The 16,866-nt window shown below is 59.6% G+C and carries 14 protein-coding genes; 12 read left to right on the plus strand and 2 right to left on the minus strand.

Annotated elements, in window-relative coordinates:
• Positions 1 to 156 precede the first annotated feature (156 nt).
• The 7 genes from U9R80_RS08335 to U9R80_RS08365 all read left to right on the plus strand — a co-directional run bounded on the left by U9R80_RS08335 (position 157) and on the right by U9R80_RS08365 (position 10,588).
• Positions 157 to 2,988 carry a 2-oxoglutarate dehydrogenase E1 component gene (locus U9R80_RS08335; RefSeq protein WP_301842919.1) on the plus strand — a complete coding sequence of 944 codons (2,832 nt, stop codon included), beginning with the start codon at positions 157 to 159 and terminating at the stop codon, positions 2,986 to 2,988.
• A 42-nt stretch (positions 2,989 to 3,030) separates the two neighbouring features.
• The gene (gene odhB / locus U9R80_RS08340; protein WP_301842918.1) at positions 3,031 to 4,251 is read left to right on the plus strand and encodes a 2-oxoglutarate dehydrogenase complex dihydrolipoyllysine-residue succinyltransferase; all 1,221 of its coding nucleotides are present in this window, start codon (positions 3,031 to 3,033) and stop codon (positions 4,249 to 4,251) included.
• A 95-nt stretch (positions 4,252 to 4,346) separates the two neighbouring features.
• Positions 4,347 to 5,783 (plus strand): dihydrolipoyl dehydrogenase, encoded by a 1,437-nt coding sequence (gene lpdA / locus U9R80_RS08345; RefSeq protein WP_045188764.1) that lies wholly within the window; start codon positions 4,347 to 4,349, stop codon positions 5,781 to 5,783.
• A 175-nt stretch (positions 5,784 to 5,958) separates the two neighbouring features.
• Positions 5,959 to 7,125, plus strand: coding sequence for an ADP-forming succinate--CoA ligase subunit beta (sucC, locus tag U9R80_RS08350; RefSeq protein ID WP_028945352.1), 1,167 nt, complete (start codon positions 5,959 to 5,961; stop codon positions 7,123 to 7,125).
• The gene (gene sucD, locus U9R80_RS08355) at positions 7,125 to 8,009 is read left to right on the plus strand and encodes a succinate--CoA ligase subunit alpha (RefSeq protein WP_004376004.1); all 885 of its coding nucleotides are present in this window, start codon (positions 7,125 to 7,127) and stop codon (positions 8,007 to 8,009) included. Before sucC ends, sucD begins: the two co-directional genes overlap by 1 nt.
• A gap of 332 nt (positions 8,010 to 8,341) precedes the next feature.
• Complete coding sequence (gene brnQ / locus U9R80_RS08360) at positions 8,342 to 9,655, plus strand: branched-chain amino acid transport system II carrier protein (protein WP_301842917.1); 1,314 nt, start codon at positions 8,342 to 8,344, stop codon at positions 9,653 to 9,655.
• Between the two features lie 189 nt (positions 9,656 to 9,844).
• Complete coding sequence (locus U9R80_RS08365; RefSeq protein WP_301842916.1) at positions 9,845 to 10,588, plus strand: DUF599 domain-containing protein; 744 nt, start codon at positions 9,845 to 9,847, stop codon at positions 10,586 to 10,588.
• Positions 10,589 to 10,661: 73 nt separating this feature from the next.
• Here the strand turns inward: U9R80_RS08365 and U9R80_RS08370 are convergent, their stop codons facing one another.
• The gene (locus tag U9R80_RS08370) at positions 10,662 to 10,931 is read right to left on the minus strand and encodes a hypothetical protein (RefSeq protein ID WP_274118463.1); all 270 of its coding nucleotides are present in this window, start codon (positions 10,929 to 10,931) and stop codon (positions 10,662 to 10,664) included.
• 155 nt (positions 10,932 to 11,086) lie between these two features.
• On the opposite strand from U9R80_RS08370, the gene U9R80_RS08375 reads away from it, so the two are divergent.
• From U9R80_RS08375 to U9R80_RS08390, 4 genes are all read left to right on the plus strand, one after another.
• Positions 11,087 to 11,557, plus strand: a complete 471-nt coding sequence (locus tag U9R80_RS08375) for a PaaI family thioesterase (protein ID WP_301842915.1) — start codon at positions 11,087 to 11,089, stop codon at positions 11,555 to 11,557.
• Positions 11,554 to 12,015: a PaaI family thioesterase gene (locus U9R80_RS08380; RefSeq protein WP_301842914.1), complete on the plus strand. Its 462-nt coding sequence runs from the start codon at positions 11,554 to 11,556 to the stop codon at positions 12,013 to 12,015. Before U9R80_RS08375 ends, U9R80_RS08380 begins: the two co-directional genes overlap by 4 nt.
• 105 nt (positions 12,016 to 12,120) lie before the next feature.
• Entirely contained in the window at positions 12,121 to 14,025 is a 1,905-nt protein-coding gene (gene htpG, locus U9R80_RS08385; protein ID WP_301842913.1) for a molecular chaperone HtpG, read from the plus strand.
• 58 nt (positions 14,026 to 14,083) lie between these two features.
• Positions 14,084 to 14,809 carry a dienelactone hydrolase family protein gene (locus U9R80_RS08390; protein ID WP_301842912.1) on the plus strand — a complete coding sequence of 242 codons (726 nt, stop codon included), beginning with the start codon at positions 14,084 to 14,086 and terminating at the stop codon, positions 14,807 to 14,809.
• A gap of 58 nt (positions 14,810 to 14,867) precedes the next feature.
• Here U9R80_RS08390 and U9R80_RS08395 read toward each other — a convergent pair whose 3' ends face one another.
• Positions 14,868 to 15,728 carry a pirin family protein gene (locus U9R80_RS08395; RefSeq protein ID WP_301842934.1) on the minus strand — a complete coding sequence of 287 codons (861 nt, stop codon included), beginning with the start codon at positions 15,726 to 15,728 and terminating at the stop codon, positions 14,868 to 14,870.
• Positions 15,729 to 15,843: 115 nt separating this feature from the next.
• On the opposite strand from U9R80_RS08395, the gene U9R80_RS08400 reads away from it, so the two are divergent.
• Positions 15,844 to 16,851 carry an amidohydrolase family protein gene (locus U9R80_RS08400; RefSeq protein WP_301842911.1) on the plus strand — a complete coding sequence of 336 codons (1,008 nt, stop codon included), beginning with the start codon at positions 15,844 to 15,846 and terminating at the stop codon, positions 16,849 to 16,851.
• Positions 16,852 to 16,866 lie beyond the last annotated feature (15 nt).

Genomic DNA, 16,866 nt, shown 5'->3' on the forward strand with positions numbered 1-16,866 from the left:
TTTTACCTATGAAGATATGAGACCAGCAGGGGCTTCCGGGCTGGTACCCGGAAAATCTGTGGGATCCTTGGTGGCTTGGTTCGGTCGCTGCATTAGGACTTTTCCAGGCTTGCTGTGGCTCTCGCCGATCCGTCCCCTAACCGAGGGTGACCAAGCATGCAAGAAAGCGTGATGCAGCGCATGTGGGAAAGCGCCCACCTTTCAGGTGGTAACGCTGCATATGTGGAAGAGCTCTACGAGCTCTACCTGCACGACCCTAACGCTGTGCCAGAAGAGTGGCGCACTTACTTCCAGAAGTTGCCCGCCGAAGGCAGCACCGCTACCGATGTATCGCACTCTACAATCCGCGACCATTTCGTACTGCTGGCAAAGAACCAGCGCCGCGCCCAACCGGTTTCCGCCGGGAGCGTGAGCAGTGAACACGAGAAGAAGCAGGTTGAAGTATTGCGTCTGATCCAGGCCTACCGTATGCGCGGCCACCAAGCCGCTAAGCTCGACCCCCTGGGGTTGTGGCAGCGCCCTGCGCCAGTAGACCTGTCGATCAATCACTACGGCTTGACCAATGCCGATCTTGATACGACCTTCCGTGCCGGCGACCTGTTCATCGGCAAAGAGGAAGCGAGCCTACGCGAAATCTTCGACGCTTTGCAGCAGACATATTGCCGCACCATTGGCGCCGAATTCACCCACATCGTCGACTCCGAGCAGCGCAGCTGGTTCCAGCAGCGTCTGGAGAGCGTTCGTGGGCGCCCGGCTTTCTCGGCAGATATCCAAAGCCACCTGCTCGAGCGTGTGACCGCAGCAGAAGGCCTGGAGAAATACCTGGGTACCAAATACCCGGGCACCAAGCGTTTCGGCCTGGAAGGCGGCGAAAGCCTGATTCCGATGCTGGACGAACTGATTCAGCGTTCCGGTTCCTACGGCACCAAGGAAGTTGTGATCGGTATGGCCCACCGTGGCCGTCTGAACGTGCTGGTCAACACCTTCGGCAAGAACCCGCGCGATCTGTTCGACGAGTTCGAAGGCAAGAAGAAGGTCGAACTGGGTTCCGGTGACGTTAAGTATCACCAGGGCTTCTCGTCCAACGTGATGACTGCCGGCGGCGAAGTCCACCTGGCCATGGCGTTCAACCCTTCGCACCTGGAAATTGTCTCGCCAGTGGTAGAAGGTTCGGTACGTGCCCGTCAGGATCGTCGCAACGATTCCGTTGGTGACAAGGTTCTGCCGATCTCCATCCACGGTGACGCTGCGTTCGCAGGTCAGGGCGTGGTCATGGAAACCTTCCAGATGTCGCAGACCCGCGGTTTCAAGACCGGCGGTACCGTGCACATCGTGATCAACAACCAGGTTGGTTTCACCATCAGCAACCCGCTGGACTCGCGTTCCACCGAGTACTGCACCGACGTCGCCAAGATGATCCAGGCGCCGATCCTGCACGTAAACGGTGACGATCCTGAAGCGGTGCTGTTCGTGACCCAGCTGGCCGTCGACTACCGCATGCAGTTCAAGCGTGACGTGGTTATCGACCTGGTCTGCTACCGCCGTCGCGGCCACAACGAGGCCGACGAGCCGAACGGCACCCAGCCGTTGATGTACCAGCAGATCTCCAAGCAGCGCACCACTCGCGAGCTGTATGCCGACAGCCTGATCCAGTCGGGTCGTCTTGACCTGGATCGCGTCCAGGCCAAGGTCGACGAGTACCGCAATGCCTTGGACAACGGCCTGCATGTAGTGAAGAGCCTGGTCAAAGAGCCGAACAAAGAGCTGTTCGTCGATTGGCGTCCGTACCTGGGCCATGCCTGGACCGCGCGTCACGACACCCGCTTTGACCTCAAGACCCTGCAGGAACTGTCGGCCAAGCTGCTGGAACTGCCGGAAGGCTTCGTGGTTCAGCGTCAGGTCTCCAAGATCTACGAAGACCGCCAGAAGATGCAGGCCGGTGGCTTGCCGATCAACTGGGGTTACGCCGAAACCATGGCGTACGCCACCCTGGCGTTTGAAGGTCACCCGATTCGCATGACGGGTCAAGATATCGGTCGCGGCACTTTCTCTCACCGCCATGCGGTGTTGCACAACCAGAAAGATGCCAGCACCTACATCCCGTTGCAGAACCTCTATAAAGGCCAGCCACGTTTCGACCTGTACGATTCGTTCCTGTCTGAAGAAGCGGTACTGGCATTCGAGTATGGCTATTCGACCACCCAGCCAAACGCGCTGGTAATCTGGGAAGCCCAGTTCGGCGACTTCGCCAACGGTGCCCAGGTGGTTGTCGACCAGTTCATCACCAGTGGTGAGCACAAGTGGGGCCGTCTGTGCGGTCTGACCATGCTGCTGCCGCACGGTTATGAAGGGCAGGGGCCTGAGCACTCCTCGGCACGTCTGGAGCGTTACCTGCAGCTGTGCGCCGAGCACAACGTCCAGGTCTGCGTACCGACCACGCCGGCTCAGATCTACCACCTGCTGCGTCGCCAGGTCATCCGTCCGCTGCGTAAGCCGCTGATCGTACTGACGCCTAAGTCGCTGCTGCGCCACAAGCTGGCCATCTCGACCCTGGAAGAACTGGCCGAAGGCTCGTTCCAGACTGTGATCCCGGAAATCGATACCCTCGATCCGAAAAAGGTCACTCGCCTGGTCCTGTGCAGCGGCAAGGTCTACTACGATCTGCTGGAAAAACGCCGTGCCGAAGGCCGCGAAGACATCGCCATCGTGCGTATCGAGCAGCTGTATCCATTCCCTGAGGACGATCTGGTCGAGATCCTCGCGCCGTACACCAATCTCAAAGATGTGGTGTGGTGCCAGGAAGAGCCGATGAACCAGGGCGCCTGGTACAGCAGCCAGCACCACATGCGCCGTATCCTGACCCGCCACAATAAAGAGCTGGTTCTGGAATACGCGGGCCGTGATGCTTCGGCAGCGCCTGCTTGTGGCTACGCTTCGATGCACGCCGAGCAGCAGGAAAAACTGCTGCAAGATGCCTTCACTGTTTAATGCCATCGCGCACTAGAAACCGAATTTAAGGAACCACTGATAATGGCTATCGAGATCAAAGCCCCTACTTTCCCGGAATCGGTTGCCGATGGCACCGTTGCCACCTGGCACAAGCAACCGGGCGAAGCCGTCAAGCGCGATGAGCTGATCGTAGACATCGAGACTGACAAGGTTGTCCTGGAAGTACTGGCTACCGCCGACGGCGTGCTGGGCGCAATCGTCAAGGGCGAGGGCGAGACCGTCCTGTCCGACGAAGTCCTGGGTTCGATCGAGGAGGGCGGTGTTGCTGCCGCTGCTCCAGCCGCTGCCGCCGCTCCGGCTGCCGCTGCTGCTCCAGCCGCCGCTGCTTCTGACGAAGACGCCATCGGCGCGCCAGCTGCCCGCAAGCTGGCCGAAGAGAACGGCATCGCCCTGAACAGCATCAAGGGCACCGGTAAAGACGGTCGCATCACCAAGGAAGACGTTGTAGCTGCCATCGAAGCGAAGAAATCCGCTCCGGCTGCCGCTCCAGCCGCCAAGCCTGCCGCTGCTGCTGCCGCGCCTGTTGTCGCCACTGGCGACCGCACCGAGAAGCGTGTACCGATGACTCGCGTACGTGCCACCGTTGCCAAGCGTCTGGTCGAAGCACAGTCGAACATGGCCATGCTGACCACCTTCAACGAAGTCGACATGACCGAAGTCATGGCCCTTCGCTCGAAGTACAAGGACCTGTTCGAGAAGACCCACAACGGCGTACGCCTGGGCTTCATGTCGTTCTTCGTCAAGGCTGCCACCGAAGCACTGAAGCGCTTCCCGGCTGTCAACGCCTCGATCGACGGTTCGGACATCGTCTACCACGGTTACGCGGACATCGGCGTTGCCGTTTCCAGCGACCGTGGCCTGGTCGTGCCAGTTCTGCGTAACGCCGAGCTGATGAGCCTGGCTGAAATCGAGAACGGCATCGCCACGTTCGGCAAGAAAGCCCGTGACGGCAAACTGTCGATCGACGAAATGACCGGTGGTACTTTCACCATCACCAACGGTGGTACCTTCGGTTCGATGATGTCGACCCCGATCGTCAACCCGCCACAGGCCGCTATCCTGGGCATGCACAACATCATCCAGCGTCCTATGGCCGTTAACGGTCAGGTTGTGATCCGCCCGATGATGTACCTGGCGCTGTCCTACGATCACCGTCTGATCGACGGTAAAGAGGCCGTGACCTTCCTGGTGACCATCAAGAACCTGCTGGAAGACCCGGCTCGTCTGCTGCTGGACATCTAAAAATACAGCTGCAAGTTGCAAGCGCCCAGCTTCAAGTAGAAGCCGGTCGCCTTGCAGCTTGCAGCTTGTGGTTTGAAGCTTAAAAGGAATCTTTTATGACCCAGAAATTCGACGTGGTAGTGATTGGTGCAGGTCCTGGCGGCTACGTAGCTGCTATCAAGGCCGCCCAGCTCGGTCTGAGCACTGCCTGTATCGAGAAGTACACAGACGGCGAGGGCAAACTGGCCCTCGGCGGTACCTGCCTGAACGTGGGTTGCATTCCATCCAAGGCGCTGCTGGACAGCTCCTGGAAGTACAAGGAAGCCAAAGAGAGCTTCAACGTCCACGGTATCTCCACCGGCGAAGTCAAAATGGACGTCGCTGCGATGGTTGGCCGCAAGGCCGGTATCGTCAAGAACCTGACCGGCGGTGTTGCCACCCTGTTCAAGGCCAACGGCGTTACTTCGATCCAGGGCCACGGCAAACTGCTGGCCGGCAAGAAAGTCGAAGTCACCAAGGCTGACGGCACCACCGAAATCATCGAAGCCGAGAACGTGATCCTGGCTTCCGGTTCGCGTCCGATCGACATTCCACCGGCTCCGGTCGACCAGAACGTCATCGTCGACTCCACTGGCGCCCTGGAATTCCAATCGGTACCTAAGCGCCTGGGCGTTATCGGTGCTGGCGTTATCGGTCTGGAACTGGGTTCGGTCTGGGCTCGCCTGGGTGCCGAAGTCACCGTTCTGGAAGCGCTGGACACCTTCCTGATGGCCGCTGACGCTGCCGTCTCCAAAGAAGCCCTGAAGACCCTGACCAAACAAGGTCTGGACATCAAGCTGGGCGCTCGCGTCACCGGTTCCAAGGTCAACGGCGCTGAAGTCGAAGTGACCTACACCGACGCCAACGGCGAACAGAAAATCACCTTCGACAAGCTGATCGTTGCGGTCGGCCGTCGTCCAGTGACCACTGATCTGCTGGCTGCCGACAGCGGCGTGACCATCGACGAGCGTGGCTTCATCTTCGTCGACGATCATTGCGCGACCAGCGTACCGGGCGTCTACGCCATCGGTGACGTGGTTCGTGGCATGATGCTGGCTCACAAAGCCTCGGAAGAGGGCATCATGGTTGTCGAGCGCATCAAGGGCCACAAAGCCCAGATGAACTACGACCTGATCCCATCGGTTATCTACACCCACCCAGAGATCGCGTGGGTCGGTAAAACCGAACAGACCTTGAAGGCTGAAGGCGTTGAGGTTAACGTGGGCACCTTCCCGTTCGCGGCCAGCGGCCGTGCGATGGCGGCCAACGACACCGGTGGCTTCGTCAAGGTCATCGCCGATGCCAAGACCGACCGCGTTCTGGGTGTACACGTGATTGGCCCATCGGCTGCAGAACTCGTGCAGCAGGGCGCAATCGCAATGGAATTCGGCACCAGCGCCGAAGACCTGGGCATGATGGTTTTCTCCCATCCGACCCTGTCCGAAGCGCTGCATGAAGCCGCGCTGGCAGTGAATGGCGGTGCCATTCACGTAGCCAACCGTAAGAAGCGTTAAACAATAAGAAACCACGGCGGGCAGCCCGTCGTGAGTCTTGCGTGCATGACTCACCGCGGAACGTCCGCCGGACTCGAACTCCCGGAGCATACCGGGGGCAAGTGGTCACAGGTGGCGCGGCACTCTCCAAGAGCGCAGCGCCGAAGCGCAGTACCTAACGAAGACGGTAAAAAGCATGAATCTTCACGAGTATCAGGGTAAGCAGCTGTTCGCTGAATACGGCCTGCCAGTATCCAAGGGTTTCGCAGTCGACACCCCTGAAGCTGCAGCAGAAGCCTGCGACAAGATCGGTGGCACCGAGTGGGTTGTCAAAGCCCAGGTTCACGCCGGTGGTCGCGGTAAAGCGGGCGGCGTCAAGCTGGTTCGCAGCAAAGAAGACGCCAAGGCGTTCGCTGCGCAGTGGTTGGGCAAGCGTCTGGTGACTTACCAGACCGACGCCAACGGTCAGCCAGTGACCAAGATCCTGGTCGAATCCTGCACTGACATCGCCAAAGAGCTGTACCTGGGCGCTGTAGTCGACCGTTCGAGCCGTCGCATCGTGTTCATGGCCTCCACCGAAGGTGGCGTGGACATCGAGAAAGTCGCTCACGACACTCCTGAGAAGATCATCAAGGCTACTATCGATCCACTGGTTGGCGCTCAGCCATTCCAGGGTCGTGAACTGGCTTTCCAGCTGGGTCTGGAAGGCAAGCAAGTTGCACAGTTCGCCAAGATTTTCGTAGGTCTGGCCAAGCTGTTCCAGGAACACGACCTGGCCCTGCTGGAAGTCAACCCGCTGGTCATCAAGGCCGACGGCGACCTGCACTGCCTCGATGCCAAGATCAACATCGACGCCAACGCAATGTACCGTCAGCCTAAGCTGAAAACCTTCCACGACCCGTCCCAGGACGATCCTCGTGAAGCCCACGCTGCCAGCTTCGAGCTGAACTACGTGGCACTGGAAGGCAACATCGGCTGCATGGTCAACGGTGCTGGCCTGGCCATGGGTACCATGGACATCGTCAACCTGCACGGCGGCAAGCCCGCCAACTTCCTCGACGTAGGTGGTGGTGCTACCAAAGAGCGCGTTACCGAAGCCTTCAAGATCATCCTGTCCGACAGCAATGTCGCGGCCGTTCTGGTCAACATCTTCGGCGGCATCGTTCGCTGCGACATGATTGCCGAAGGCATCATCGGCGCTGTGAAAGAAGTCGGCGTTAAAGTACCGGTTGTTGTTCGCCTGGAAGGTAACAACGCTGAACTGGGTGCTAAAGTATTGGCAGAAAGCGGTTTGAACATCATTGCTGCAACCAGCCTGACCGACGCTGCTCAACAAGTTGTCAAAGCTGCGGAGGGCAAGTAATGAGCGTCCTGATCAATAAAGACACCAAAGTCATCTGCCAGGGCTTCACCGGCTCGCAGGGTACTTTCCACTCCGAACAAGCCATCGCCTACGGCACCAAGATGGTTGGCGGCGTGACCCCAGGCAAAGGCGGCACCACTCACCTGGGCCTGCCAGTGTTCAACACCGTTAAAGAAGCCGTTGAGGCTACCGGTGCTGACGCTTCGGTCATCTACGTTCCGGCTCCTTTCTGCAAAGACTCGATCCTGGAAGCAGCCTTCGGCGGCATCAAGCTGATCGTCTGCATCACCGAAGGCATTCCTACCCTGGACATGCTGGATGCCAAGGTCAAGTGCGACGAGCTGGGTGTTACCCTGATCGGCCCTAACTGCCCAGGCGTCATCACTCCGGGCGAGTGCAAGATCGGCATCATGCCAGGTCACATCCACTTGCCAGGCAAGGTCGGTATCGTGTCGCGTTCCGGCACCCTGACCTATGAAGCTGTCAAGCAGACCACTGACGCCGGTTTCGGTCAGTCGACCTGTGTTGGTATCGGTGGTGACCCGATTCCAGGCTCCAACTTCATCGACATCCTGAAGCTGTTCCAGGAAGACCCGAAGACCGAAGCGATCGTCATGATCGGTGAGATCGGCGGTTCGGCTGAAGAAGAAGCGGCTGCCTACATCAAGGCCAACGTTACCAAGCCTGTAGTTTCCTACATCGCTGGTGTGACCGCTCCTGCGGGCAAGCGTATGGGCCACGCTGGCGCCATCATCTCCGGCGGCAAAGGCACTGCAGACGAGAAGTTCGCTGCACTGCAAGACGCTGGTGTGAAAACCGTGCGTTCGCTGGCAGACATCGGCAAGGCCCTGGCCGAGCTGACTGGCTGGGAAGTGAAGAAGTAAGCCTCGGCTGACACTTCGCTCCAGCCACAAAGGCCACCTTCGGGTGGCCTTTGTGCTTACTGGCTGTAACTATCGTCAGTCATTGGTTGTACTAGGTAGTACCTTTTAAGCGTGTCATCCACGCGACAAACACATGCGCACATCGGACACCTCGTCAGTCTGCGGTGCGTAGCTGGTGCAACTTGGTTACACTGTCTCCACTTTCGTGTCGGCACCCCAAAAGGGTTCGGGCATGCTTTAAAGGGCCGGTCTCATCGGACGGGCTACATTTTCCCTCACCCAAGGGGAAATCCCTCTCTAAATCCCGATTTCAGAAGTGTGGTATTTCCTTAATGAAAGTGTTGAAAGGCCAGGACATCCTGGCGCTTGGTTTTATGACGTTCGCGTTGTTCGTCGGTGCGGGCAATATCATTTTCCCGCCGATCGTCGGCCTGCATTCCGGTCCTCATGTCTGGATGGCCGCGCTGGGCTTTCTGATCACAGCGGTAGGCCTGCCGGTCATCACCGTGGTCGCCCTGGCCAAGGTCGGTGGTGGTATGGACGCGCTTACCAGCCCCATCGGTAAAGTCGCAGGTGGCCTCTTGGCTGCAGTCTGCTACTTGTCGGTCGGCCCGCTGTTTGCCACCCCGCGTACTGCGACGGTCTCCTTTGAAGTAGGCGTGGCACCACTGACGGGTGAAAGCCCGACAGCGCTGTTCATCTACAGCCTGGTGTACTTCGTGGTCGTGCTGGCAGTGTCGATGTACCCCGGCAAGCTGCTGGATACCGTGGGTCGTTTCCTGGCGCCGCTGAAGATCATTGCCCTGGCTGCGCTGGGCATTGCCGCCTTCATGCTGCCGGCCGGGACCACCGGTGACGCAGAGCCTGCCTACCAGGCCTCGGCGTTCTCCCAAGGTTTCATCAATGGCTACCTGACCATGGACACCCTGGGCGCGCTGGTATTCGGCATTGTCATCGTCAACGCCATCCGTTCCCGTGGTGTCGAGTCGCCCAGGCTGATCACCCGCTATGCCATCATTGCCGGCCTCATTGCCGGTGTCGGCCTGGCGCTGGTGTACATCAGCCTGTTCCGCCTGGGGGCCAGCAGCCACGAGATCGCCGCTGGTGCGACCAATGGCGCGGCGGTGTTGCATGCGTATGTACAGCACACCTTCGGTTCCTTGGGCAGCGGCTTCCTTGCCGTGCTGATTGCCCTGGCGTGCCTGGTAACGGCAGTGGGCCTGACCTGCGCCTGTGCCGAGTACTTCAGTCAGGTGTTGCCACTGTCCTACCGCACCCTGGTGGTGATCCTGTGCGGCTTCTCGCTGCTGATCTCCAACCTGGGCCTGACCAAGCTGATCATGTTCTCGATCCCGGTACTGACGGCGATTTACCCGCCGTGCATCGTGGTGGTGGGCCTGAGCTTCTGTAAGGAACTGTGGAACTCGCAAGTGCGCATCCTCGCACCGGTCATGGCAGTTTCGCTGCTGTTCGGCATGGTCGATGCCATCAAGGGCACCAGCCTTGCGTCCATGCTGCCGGATGCCTTGTCGCACCTGCCGCTGAGCGAGCAGGGTCTGGCCTGGCTGGTTCCCTCGGTTGTGACTCTGGCCGTGGCCGTGGTCTGCGACCGTATGCTGGGCAAGCCGCGCGAAGCGCTGGCCTGAGAATCGACCCGAGCCCGGCGCAGGCCACAAGCCATTGCGCGCCGGGCGGGGTAGATTCCCGAGCCCCGTATCCGAAAGGATGCGGGGCTTTTTCGTTTCTGGGGTAAAGACGTGCCTTTTTTCAGGGATAAGCGTCGAAAGGCGGTCAATGCGCTTTACTGTGCACGAAACCATTTACCGGAACCTTGAATGAGCTTCATACAAAGTAACCTGATCCATTTGCTGGCAGCCTGCTGGTTCGTGATTTGCTGGGGCGGGTATACCCGCTACGCCACCTGGAAGGGACGCGACACGGCGTGCCTGGCCAGCGTGCTGCACCTGTACCGTGAAGACTGGATGCGCCGCATGCTGATGCGCGACAACCGGATTGCCGATGCCAGCGTGGTCGGCAACCTTGAGCGCAATGCCTCGTTTTTTGCCTCCAGCACCCTGATTATTCTGGCCGGTATTCTCACTGTACTGGGCGCGTCGGATCGTGCGGTGTCGCTGCTGGCTGACCTGCCGCTGGTCCAGCAGGCGTCCCAGGGCATGTCGGAAATCAAGCTGCTGTGCCTGGCGACCGTATTTGTCTATGCGTTTTTCACCTTTAGCTGGTGCATGCGCCAGTACAATTTCGCCGCCATTCTGGTCGGCTCGGCGCCGATGGTGGGTGAGCGCCATGTCAGTGAGCTTGAGCGCAAAGCCTTTGCGCAACGCGCTGCCCGGGTTATTTCAATGGCGGCCAACCAGTTCAACTTTGGCCTGCGTTCCTATTACTTCGGCATGGCCATGCTCAGTTGGTTTATCAGCCCCTGGTTGTTCATGCTGATGAGCGCAGGGGTAGTGCTTGTACTGTATCGTCGCGAGTTTCATTCCGATGTGCTGGATGTGATGGTATTCACCCCCACCGAAGCACCCGTGGCAGATGCCGCTAAAGAAAGCAGTATTAACTGAATCGTTAAATTGCCGATCTACAGCCATAAAAAAACCCGACGCAAGTCGGGTTTTTTTAACAGCTGTTGCGTGCTTACTTGGCAGGCTCAGCAGGCGCTGGAGTGGCCGGCACGGCTGGAGCGGCTTCTTCAGCGGCTTTCTGTTGCGCTTCAGCACTGTCTTTGGCGGCTTCAGCGTTTTCTTTTGCAGCTTCGTTCACTTTATCCTGAGCTTCGTCCATCTTCTGCTGAGCGTTCTCGGTATGTTGCGCAGCATCCTGAGCCTTGTCTTCGCTGGCTTTATCGCAAGCAGCGAGACCCAGGGCGGCGGCCAGCATTACGGCAAAAGCAAAAGGTTTACGCATGGGTGTTTCTCCTGGTGGGAATAAGTTGCTTGTTCCTTTGAGCGCAAGTAACCAATAGAAGTTCCGCCCGTTTCAAAGATATATAACTGCCGGATCTATATGGACTTTTTTTCAGGCTTATGCATTGCGTCGATCACTCAAAAGGCCTTGATGATATGAATGACTTGATGGCCATGGCTGAACGCTTTCTCTCGGCGCTGCGTCACTGTCAGCTACTGCAGATGCGTGTGCACCACGCCGACCCCCAAGGCATGACGCTGGTGCTGCCATACTCGGAAAAAATCGTCGGCAATCCCCATACCGGCGCCATTCACGGGGGCGCGTTGACCACCTTGATGGACACCACGTGCGGCATGGCTACCCTGTGCGCCCTGGCAGAGTTTGAAGTCTGTCCGACCCTGGACCTGCGCATCGACTACATGCACTCGGCCAAGGCCGGCCAGGACATCTACGGCTATGCCCAGTGCTATCGGGTTACCCGTGACGTGATCTTCACCCGTGGCATGGCCTATCAGGACGACCCGGAGCAGCCCATTGCCCAGGTGGTGGGCACCTTCATGCGCCTGGGCAAGGGCGTGAAGGGCGGCCTGAATTTTGGCAAGCGCCTCAAGGAGCCAGGACAATGATCCCGCCAGAAGTGCACCAGCAATTGCGCCAGGCCCATGCCGAAGGCAACTATCAGCCGCTATTGGCGATGATTCCCTATGCCAGCCTGATCGGTATCGAGTGCAGTCGGCAGGGCGATGATTTGCTGTTTTGCCTGCCGGCCAGCCAGGACAACATCGGTAATCCCCTGTTGCCGGCGATTCATGGGGGAGTGATCGCAGGCTTCATGGAGTTGTCGGCTGCCTTGTACCTGATGATTTTCAGTGAGAGCGCGGCCGTTCCGAAGATCATCGACTTTTCCATCGACTACCTGCGTGCCGGGCATTTTCGCGACACCTATGCCCAATGTCAGCTGTGGCGTCAGGGGCGGCGGGTGACCAACGTTGCGATCACCGCCTGGCAGGGCAATCCGAGCGAACCCATTGCCACCGCCCGTGCCCATTTCAAAATCGAAGAAATGACCTCGCCCTTGAAATAGCGTCCCGTGCCCCCATCTGCATGACATCCCGCCGTAAAAGCAGGCCTGGGCCACCGGGCTCGCCTGCCGAGCGACAACTGCCATCAGATTGGAGTGTTGAAGACCATGAGTGTGGAAACTCAAAAAGAAACCCTGGGCTTCCAGACCGAGGTGAAGCAACTGCTGCACCTCATGATCCATTCCCTGTATTCAAACAAGGAAATCTTCCTTCGCGAGCTGATTTCCAACGCCTCCGATGCCGTCGACAAACTGCGCTTCGAGGCCCTGGCCAAACCTGAGCTGCTCGAAGGCGGCGCCGAGCTGAAAATCCGTGTCAGCTTCGACAAGGATGCCAACACCGTCACCCTCGAAGACAACGGCATCGGTATGAGCCGCGAGGACGTGATCACCCATCTGGGCACCATCGCCAAGTCCGGCACCGCCGACTTCATGAAGAACCTTACCGGTGACCAGAAGAAAGATTCGCACCTGATCGGCCAGTTCGGCGTGGGCTTCTACTCGGCCTTCATCGTTGCCGACAAGGTAGACGTATTCAGCCGCCGTGCCGGTCAGCCAGCCGCCGAAGGCGTGCACTGGTCGTCCAAGGGCGAGGGCGAGTTTGAAGTCGCCACCATCGACAAGGCCGAGCGCGGCACGCGTATCGTCCTGCACCTGAAAAAGGGTGAGGAAGAGTTCGCCGACGGCTGGCGCCTGCGCAACATCATCAAGAAGTATTCCGATCACATCGCCCTGCCGATCGAGCTGCCAAAGCAGGTCGAAGCCGCTGAAGGCGAAGAGAAGCCGGCCGAAGAATGGGAAACCGTCAACCGCGCCAGCGCCCTGTGGACCCGTCCGCGTACCGAGATCAAGGACGAGGAATACCAGGAGTTCTACAAGCACATCGGGCACGACTTCGAGAACCCGCTGGCCTGGAGCCACAACAAGGTCGAAGGCAAGCTTGAGTACAGCTCGCTGCTGTACGTTCCGGCCCGTGCGCCATTCGACCTGTACCAGCGCGAAGCACCACGCGGCCTGAAACTGTACGTGCAGCGCGTGTTCGTCATGGACCAGGCCGAGTCGTTCCTGCCGCTGTACCTGCGCTTCATCAAGGGTGTGGTTGACTCCAACGATCTGTCGTTGAACGTCTCGCGGGAAATCCTGCAGAAAGACCCGATCATCGACTCGATGAAGTCGGCCCTGACCAAGCGCGTACTGGACATGCTCGAGAAGCTGGCCAAGAACGAGCCTGAACAGTACAAGGGCTTCTGGAAGAACTTTGGCCAGGTCATGAAAGAAGGCCCAGCCGAAGACTTCGCCAACAAGGAAAAGATCGCCGGTCTGCTGCGCTTTGCCTCCACCAGCGACGACAGCGGCGAGCAGAGCGTTTCGCTGGCCGACTACCTGGCCCGTGCCAAGGAAGGTCAGGACAAGATCTACTTCCTCACCGGCGAGTCCTATGCGCAGGTCAAGAACAGCCCGCACCTGGAAGTCTTCCGCAAGAAAGGCATCGAAGTGCTGCTGCTGACCGACCGCATCGACGAGTGGCTGATGAGCTACCTGAGCGAATTCGACGGCAAGGGCTTTGTCGACGTCGCCCGCGGCGACCTGGACCTGGGCAAGCTGGATTCGGAAGAAGACAAGAAAGCCCAGGAAGAAGTCGCCAAGGACAAAGAAGGCCTGGTCGAGCGTCTCAAGGCTGCACTGGGTGAAAGCGTCAGTGAAGTGCGCGTCTCGCACCGCCTGACCGATTCGCCTGCGATCCTGGCAATCGGCGAACAGGACCTGGGCCTGCAGATGCGCCAGATCCTTGAAGCCAGCGGCCAGAAGGTACCGGATTCCAAGCCTATCTTTGAATTCAACCCTGGCCATCCGCTGATCGAGAAACTGGACAACGAGCAGAGCGAAGACCGTTTCGCCGACTTCTCGCATATCCTCTTCGATCAAGCCGCCCTGGCGGCAGGCGACAGCTTGAAGGACCCGGCGGCGTACGTTCGTCGCCTGAACAAGCTGCTGGTCGAATTGTCGGCTTAAGTAGAGTCAGGAAAGCCCGCTTCGGCGGGCTTTTTTCATGGTGCAAGGAGAGGACTGCATGAGCAAAGTCACAATCGAGTCGCTGGTCTATCATGTTGCCGGCAAAGCCTATGAGAGTCGCCTGGTCTACACCCAGGGTGCCACGGGGCAACCCGGGCTGCTGATGGCACCCAACTGGATGGGGATTGGCGAGGGCGCAGAGCGCATTGCCAAGGAGGTCGCCGCCCAGGGGTACGTGGTGCTGATCGCTGACATCTATGGTCAGACGCTGCGCCCCTCGAACATGGATGAAGCAGGGGCGGCGATGACGCCGCTCAAGGACGACCGTGTGGAGCTGCGCAAGCGCATGAAAGAGGCGCTGGATCAGTTGCTGGGGCAGTCGCGCGCAGTCCTGGAGCCGGGCAAGCTGGCAACCTTCGGCTTCTGCTTCGGCGGTTGCTGCGCCCTGGAGCTGGCCCGCATGGACGATCGGTTGCAGGCTGCAGTTTCATTCCACGGCACCCTGGATACACCGCTGCCGGCACAGGAAGGCAAGACCAAGGCGTCGATGCTGGTGCTGCATGGCGCTGCCGACCCGTTCGTACCTAAAGAGCAACTGCCGGCCTTCGAGGCGGAGATGGATGCGGCCAAGGTCGATTGGCAACTGGTCAGCTATGGCGGTGCGGTGCACTCGTTCACCGACACGGCGGCCAATATTCCCGGCAAGATGAAGTACGACGCCCGTACGTCCAAGCGGGCGTTCAAGGCGATGTTCAATTTGCTGGATGAAGTGTTCAAGGCGTAAGTCGTATCGCGGGGCAAGCCCGCTCCTACAGGAGCGGGCTTGCCCCGCGATCAATCATTCAAGGCAACTCGATCCGTTCGCTTTCCCCCGGCACCGTCGGCCAATCGCCCGCCGCCCAGCGCGCCCGGGCCTGATCGATCAGCGCCGGATCACTGGCCACGAAGTTCCAGTTCATACGCCGCGGCCCGTCCAGCGGGGCGCCCCCGAACAGCACCAGCCGGCTTTCGCTGTCGGCGTACAGGCTCATCTCTTCCCCTTCCGGCAGCACCACCAGGCTGTGCGGCTCAACCGCCTCGTCGTCCAGGCTCACGTCCCCCTCCAGCACATACAGCGCGCGCTCGGCATGTTCATTGGGAACGGTCAGGGTCGTGGCGGACTGCATCTGTACCAGGGCATAAAGGGTGGGCGAGAGCACGGGTACCGGCGACTGCAGGCAAAAGCCGCTGCCGGCAATCATGCGGATGTTCACGCCCAGGCTGTCGCTTACCGGCAGGCTGTCGGCCGGGTGATGGCTGTAGTGGCTTTCGCCTTGCTCGGCCTCCCTGGGTGAGGCCAGCCACACTTGCAGGCCATGCAGCCGCGAACCGCTTGCCAGCAGGTCGGCGGGGGTGCGTTCGACATGAGCGACACCGCGCCCGGCAGTCATCCAGCTGACTTCACCGGCCTTGACCCGTTGATCGGAGCCCAGGCTGTCCTTGTGCAGCAGTTCGCCTTCAAACAGGTAGGTGAGGGTGGACAGGCCGATGTGCGGATGCTGGCGTATGTTCACGCCGCGGCCCGGGGCGTAGTCGGTTTCAAGCATGTGATCGAAGAACACGAACGGCCCCACGCTACGGCTTTGTGCCGAAGGCAGCGGGCGCAGGATGGGTTGTCCTTCAACGGATTCGGCGCGAGGACGGATGACCAGGGGATTGCTCACGGTGGGCTCCAGGCCGGGAATGATTGCCTGGATCATAGCCTGTTCGCGGCCGCGGCTGAACTGTGCGGCGGCGCAGCCGGTCTACCCTGTCTGAATCGCCAGGAAGGAATGTGCAATGTTCGCCAAAGGGCTGGGCTGGGTGCTGTTGATCGGGTTGACCCTGCAAAACGTGCAGGCGCGGGAGTACCACTACAGTGATGCGCACCTGCACTACGTGGATTTTTTCCAGGAAAGCGAAGGCATGGATGCGCTGCTCAAGGCGATGGACGAGGCGCGTATCGACCAGTCGATGATCGCCGGCATTCCGGTCGCAAAAAAATGGCATGAGGATGAGCCCAAACGCCCGCGCTACTACGCAGGCGACGATGCCGATGCCTACTGGTACAGCGCCACCGATACCTACGTGGCTGCCGCGCTGGAAAAGCTCACCCCCGCCCAGCGCCAACGCTTTCATCCTTTCCTGACCGGCTTCAACCCGGTGGACAAGAACGCCCTGGCGCATATCGAGCGCATGCTCGCCTTGTATCCGGGGCTGTGGCAGGGCATTGGCGAGGTGTTCACCCGCCATGATGACCTTACCGCACTGACAACCGGCGATACGCCCCGGGCCAACAATGAAGCCATGACCCGCATCTACCACCTGGCTGCCGAACAGGACCTGCCAGTGCTGGTGCACTCCAACATCACCTCCAAGCGCGAGCGCAACCCGCTGTACCTGGCGGAAATCGAAGAGCCGCTGCGCAACCATCCGCACACGCGATTCATCTGGGCCCATGCCGGTACCAGCATGGAAATCCACCGTCACCAGACGCAGCTGGATTTTCTGTTGCCGACCCTGTCGCGGATGCTCGAAGCCTATCCCAACTTGTACATCGACCTGTCCTGGAGCGTGCTGCAGCCTTATCTGCTGGACGAAAAGGGCAAACCCAGGGCGCAGTGGGTCAAGCTGGTGGAGCGCTTCCCTGAGCGCTTCATGCTCGGTTCTGACGTGGTGGGGCGGTTCGGCAGCCTGGGCGAGCAGTTGCACAGCTTCGACCCCTTCCTCGATGCCTTGCCGGCCGAGGTGGCGCAGAAAGTTGCGCGCGACAACTTTCTGGCCGTGCTGCCCAAGCGCCGCGAATGAGCGGATTGTCATCAG

Origin of the sequence: Pseudomonas sp. JQ170C, from assembly GCF_035581345.1 — a bacterium.
In the GTDB taxonomy this organism is placed as follows: Bacteria; Pseudomonadota; Gammaproteobacteria; order Pseudomonadales; family Pseudomonadaceae; genus Aquipseudomonas.

Coding starts and splice junctions, on each gene's coding strand:
- brnQ (WP_301842917.1), top strand. CDS start 8,342: ATGAAAGTGTTGAAAGGCCAGGACATCCTGGCGCTTGGTTTTATGACG.
- lpdA (WP_045188764.1), top strand. CDS start 4,347: ATGACCCAGAAATTCGACGTGGTAGTGATTGGTGCAGGTCCTGGCGGC.
- odhB (WP_301842918.1), top strand. CDS start 3,031: ATGGCTATCGAGATCAAAGCCCCTACTTTCCCGGAATCGGTTGCCGAT.
- htpG (WP_301842913.1), top strand. CDS start 12,121: ATGAGTGTGGAAACTCAAAAAGAAACCCTGGGCTTCCAGACCGAGGTG.
- U9R80_RS08370 (WP_274118463.1), bottom strand. CDS start 10,931: ATGCGTAAACCTTTTGCTTTTGCCGTAATGCTGGCCGCCGCCCTGGGT.
- U9R80_RS08375 (WP_301842915.1), top strand. CDS start 11,087: ATGAATGACTTGATGGCCATGGCTGAACGCTTTCTCTCGGCGCTGCGT.
- U9R80_RS08365 (WP_301842916.1), top strand. CDS start 9,845: ATGAGCTTCATACAAAGTAACCTGATCCATTTGCTGGCAGCCTGCTGG.
- sucD (WP_004376004.1), top strand. CDS start 7,125: ATGAGCGTCCTGATCAATAAAGACACCAAAGTCATCTGCCAGGGCTTC.
- U9R80_RS08400 (WP_301842911.1), top strand. CDS start 15,844: ATGTTCGCCAAAGGGCTGGGCTGGGTGCTGTTGATCGGGTTGACCCTG.
- U9R80_RS08380 (WP_301842914.1), top strand. CDS start 11,554: ATGATCCCGCCAGAAGTGCACCAGCAATTGCGCCAGGCCCATGCCGAA.
- U9R80_RS08390 (WP_301842912.1), top strand. CDS start 14,084: ATGAGCAAAGTCACAATCGAGTCGCTGGTCTATCATGTTGCCGGCAAA.
- U9R80_RS08335 (WP_301842919.1), top strand. CDS start 157: ATGCAAGAAAGCGTGATGCAGCGCATGTGGGAAAGCGCCCACCTTTCA.
- sucC (WP_028945352.1), top strand. CDS start 5,959: ATGAATCTTCACGAGTATCAGGGTAAGCAGCTGTTCGCTGAATACGGC.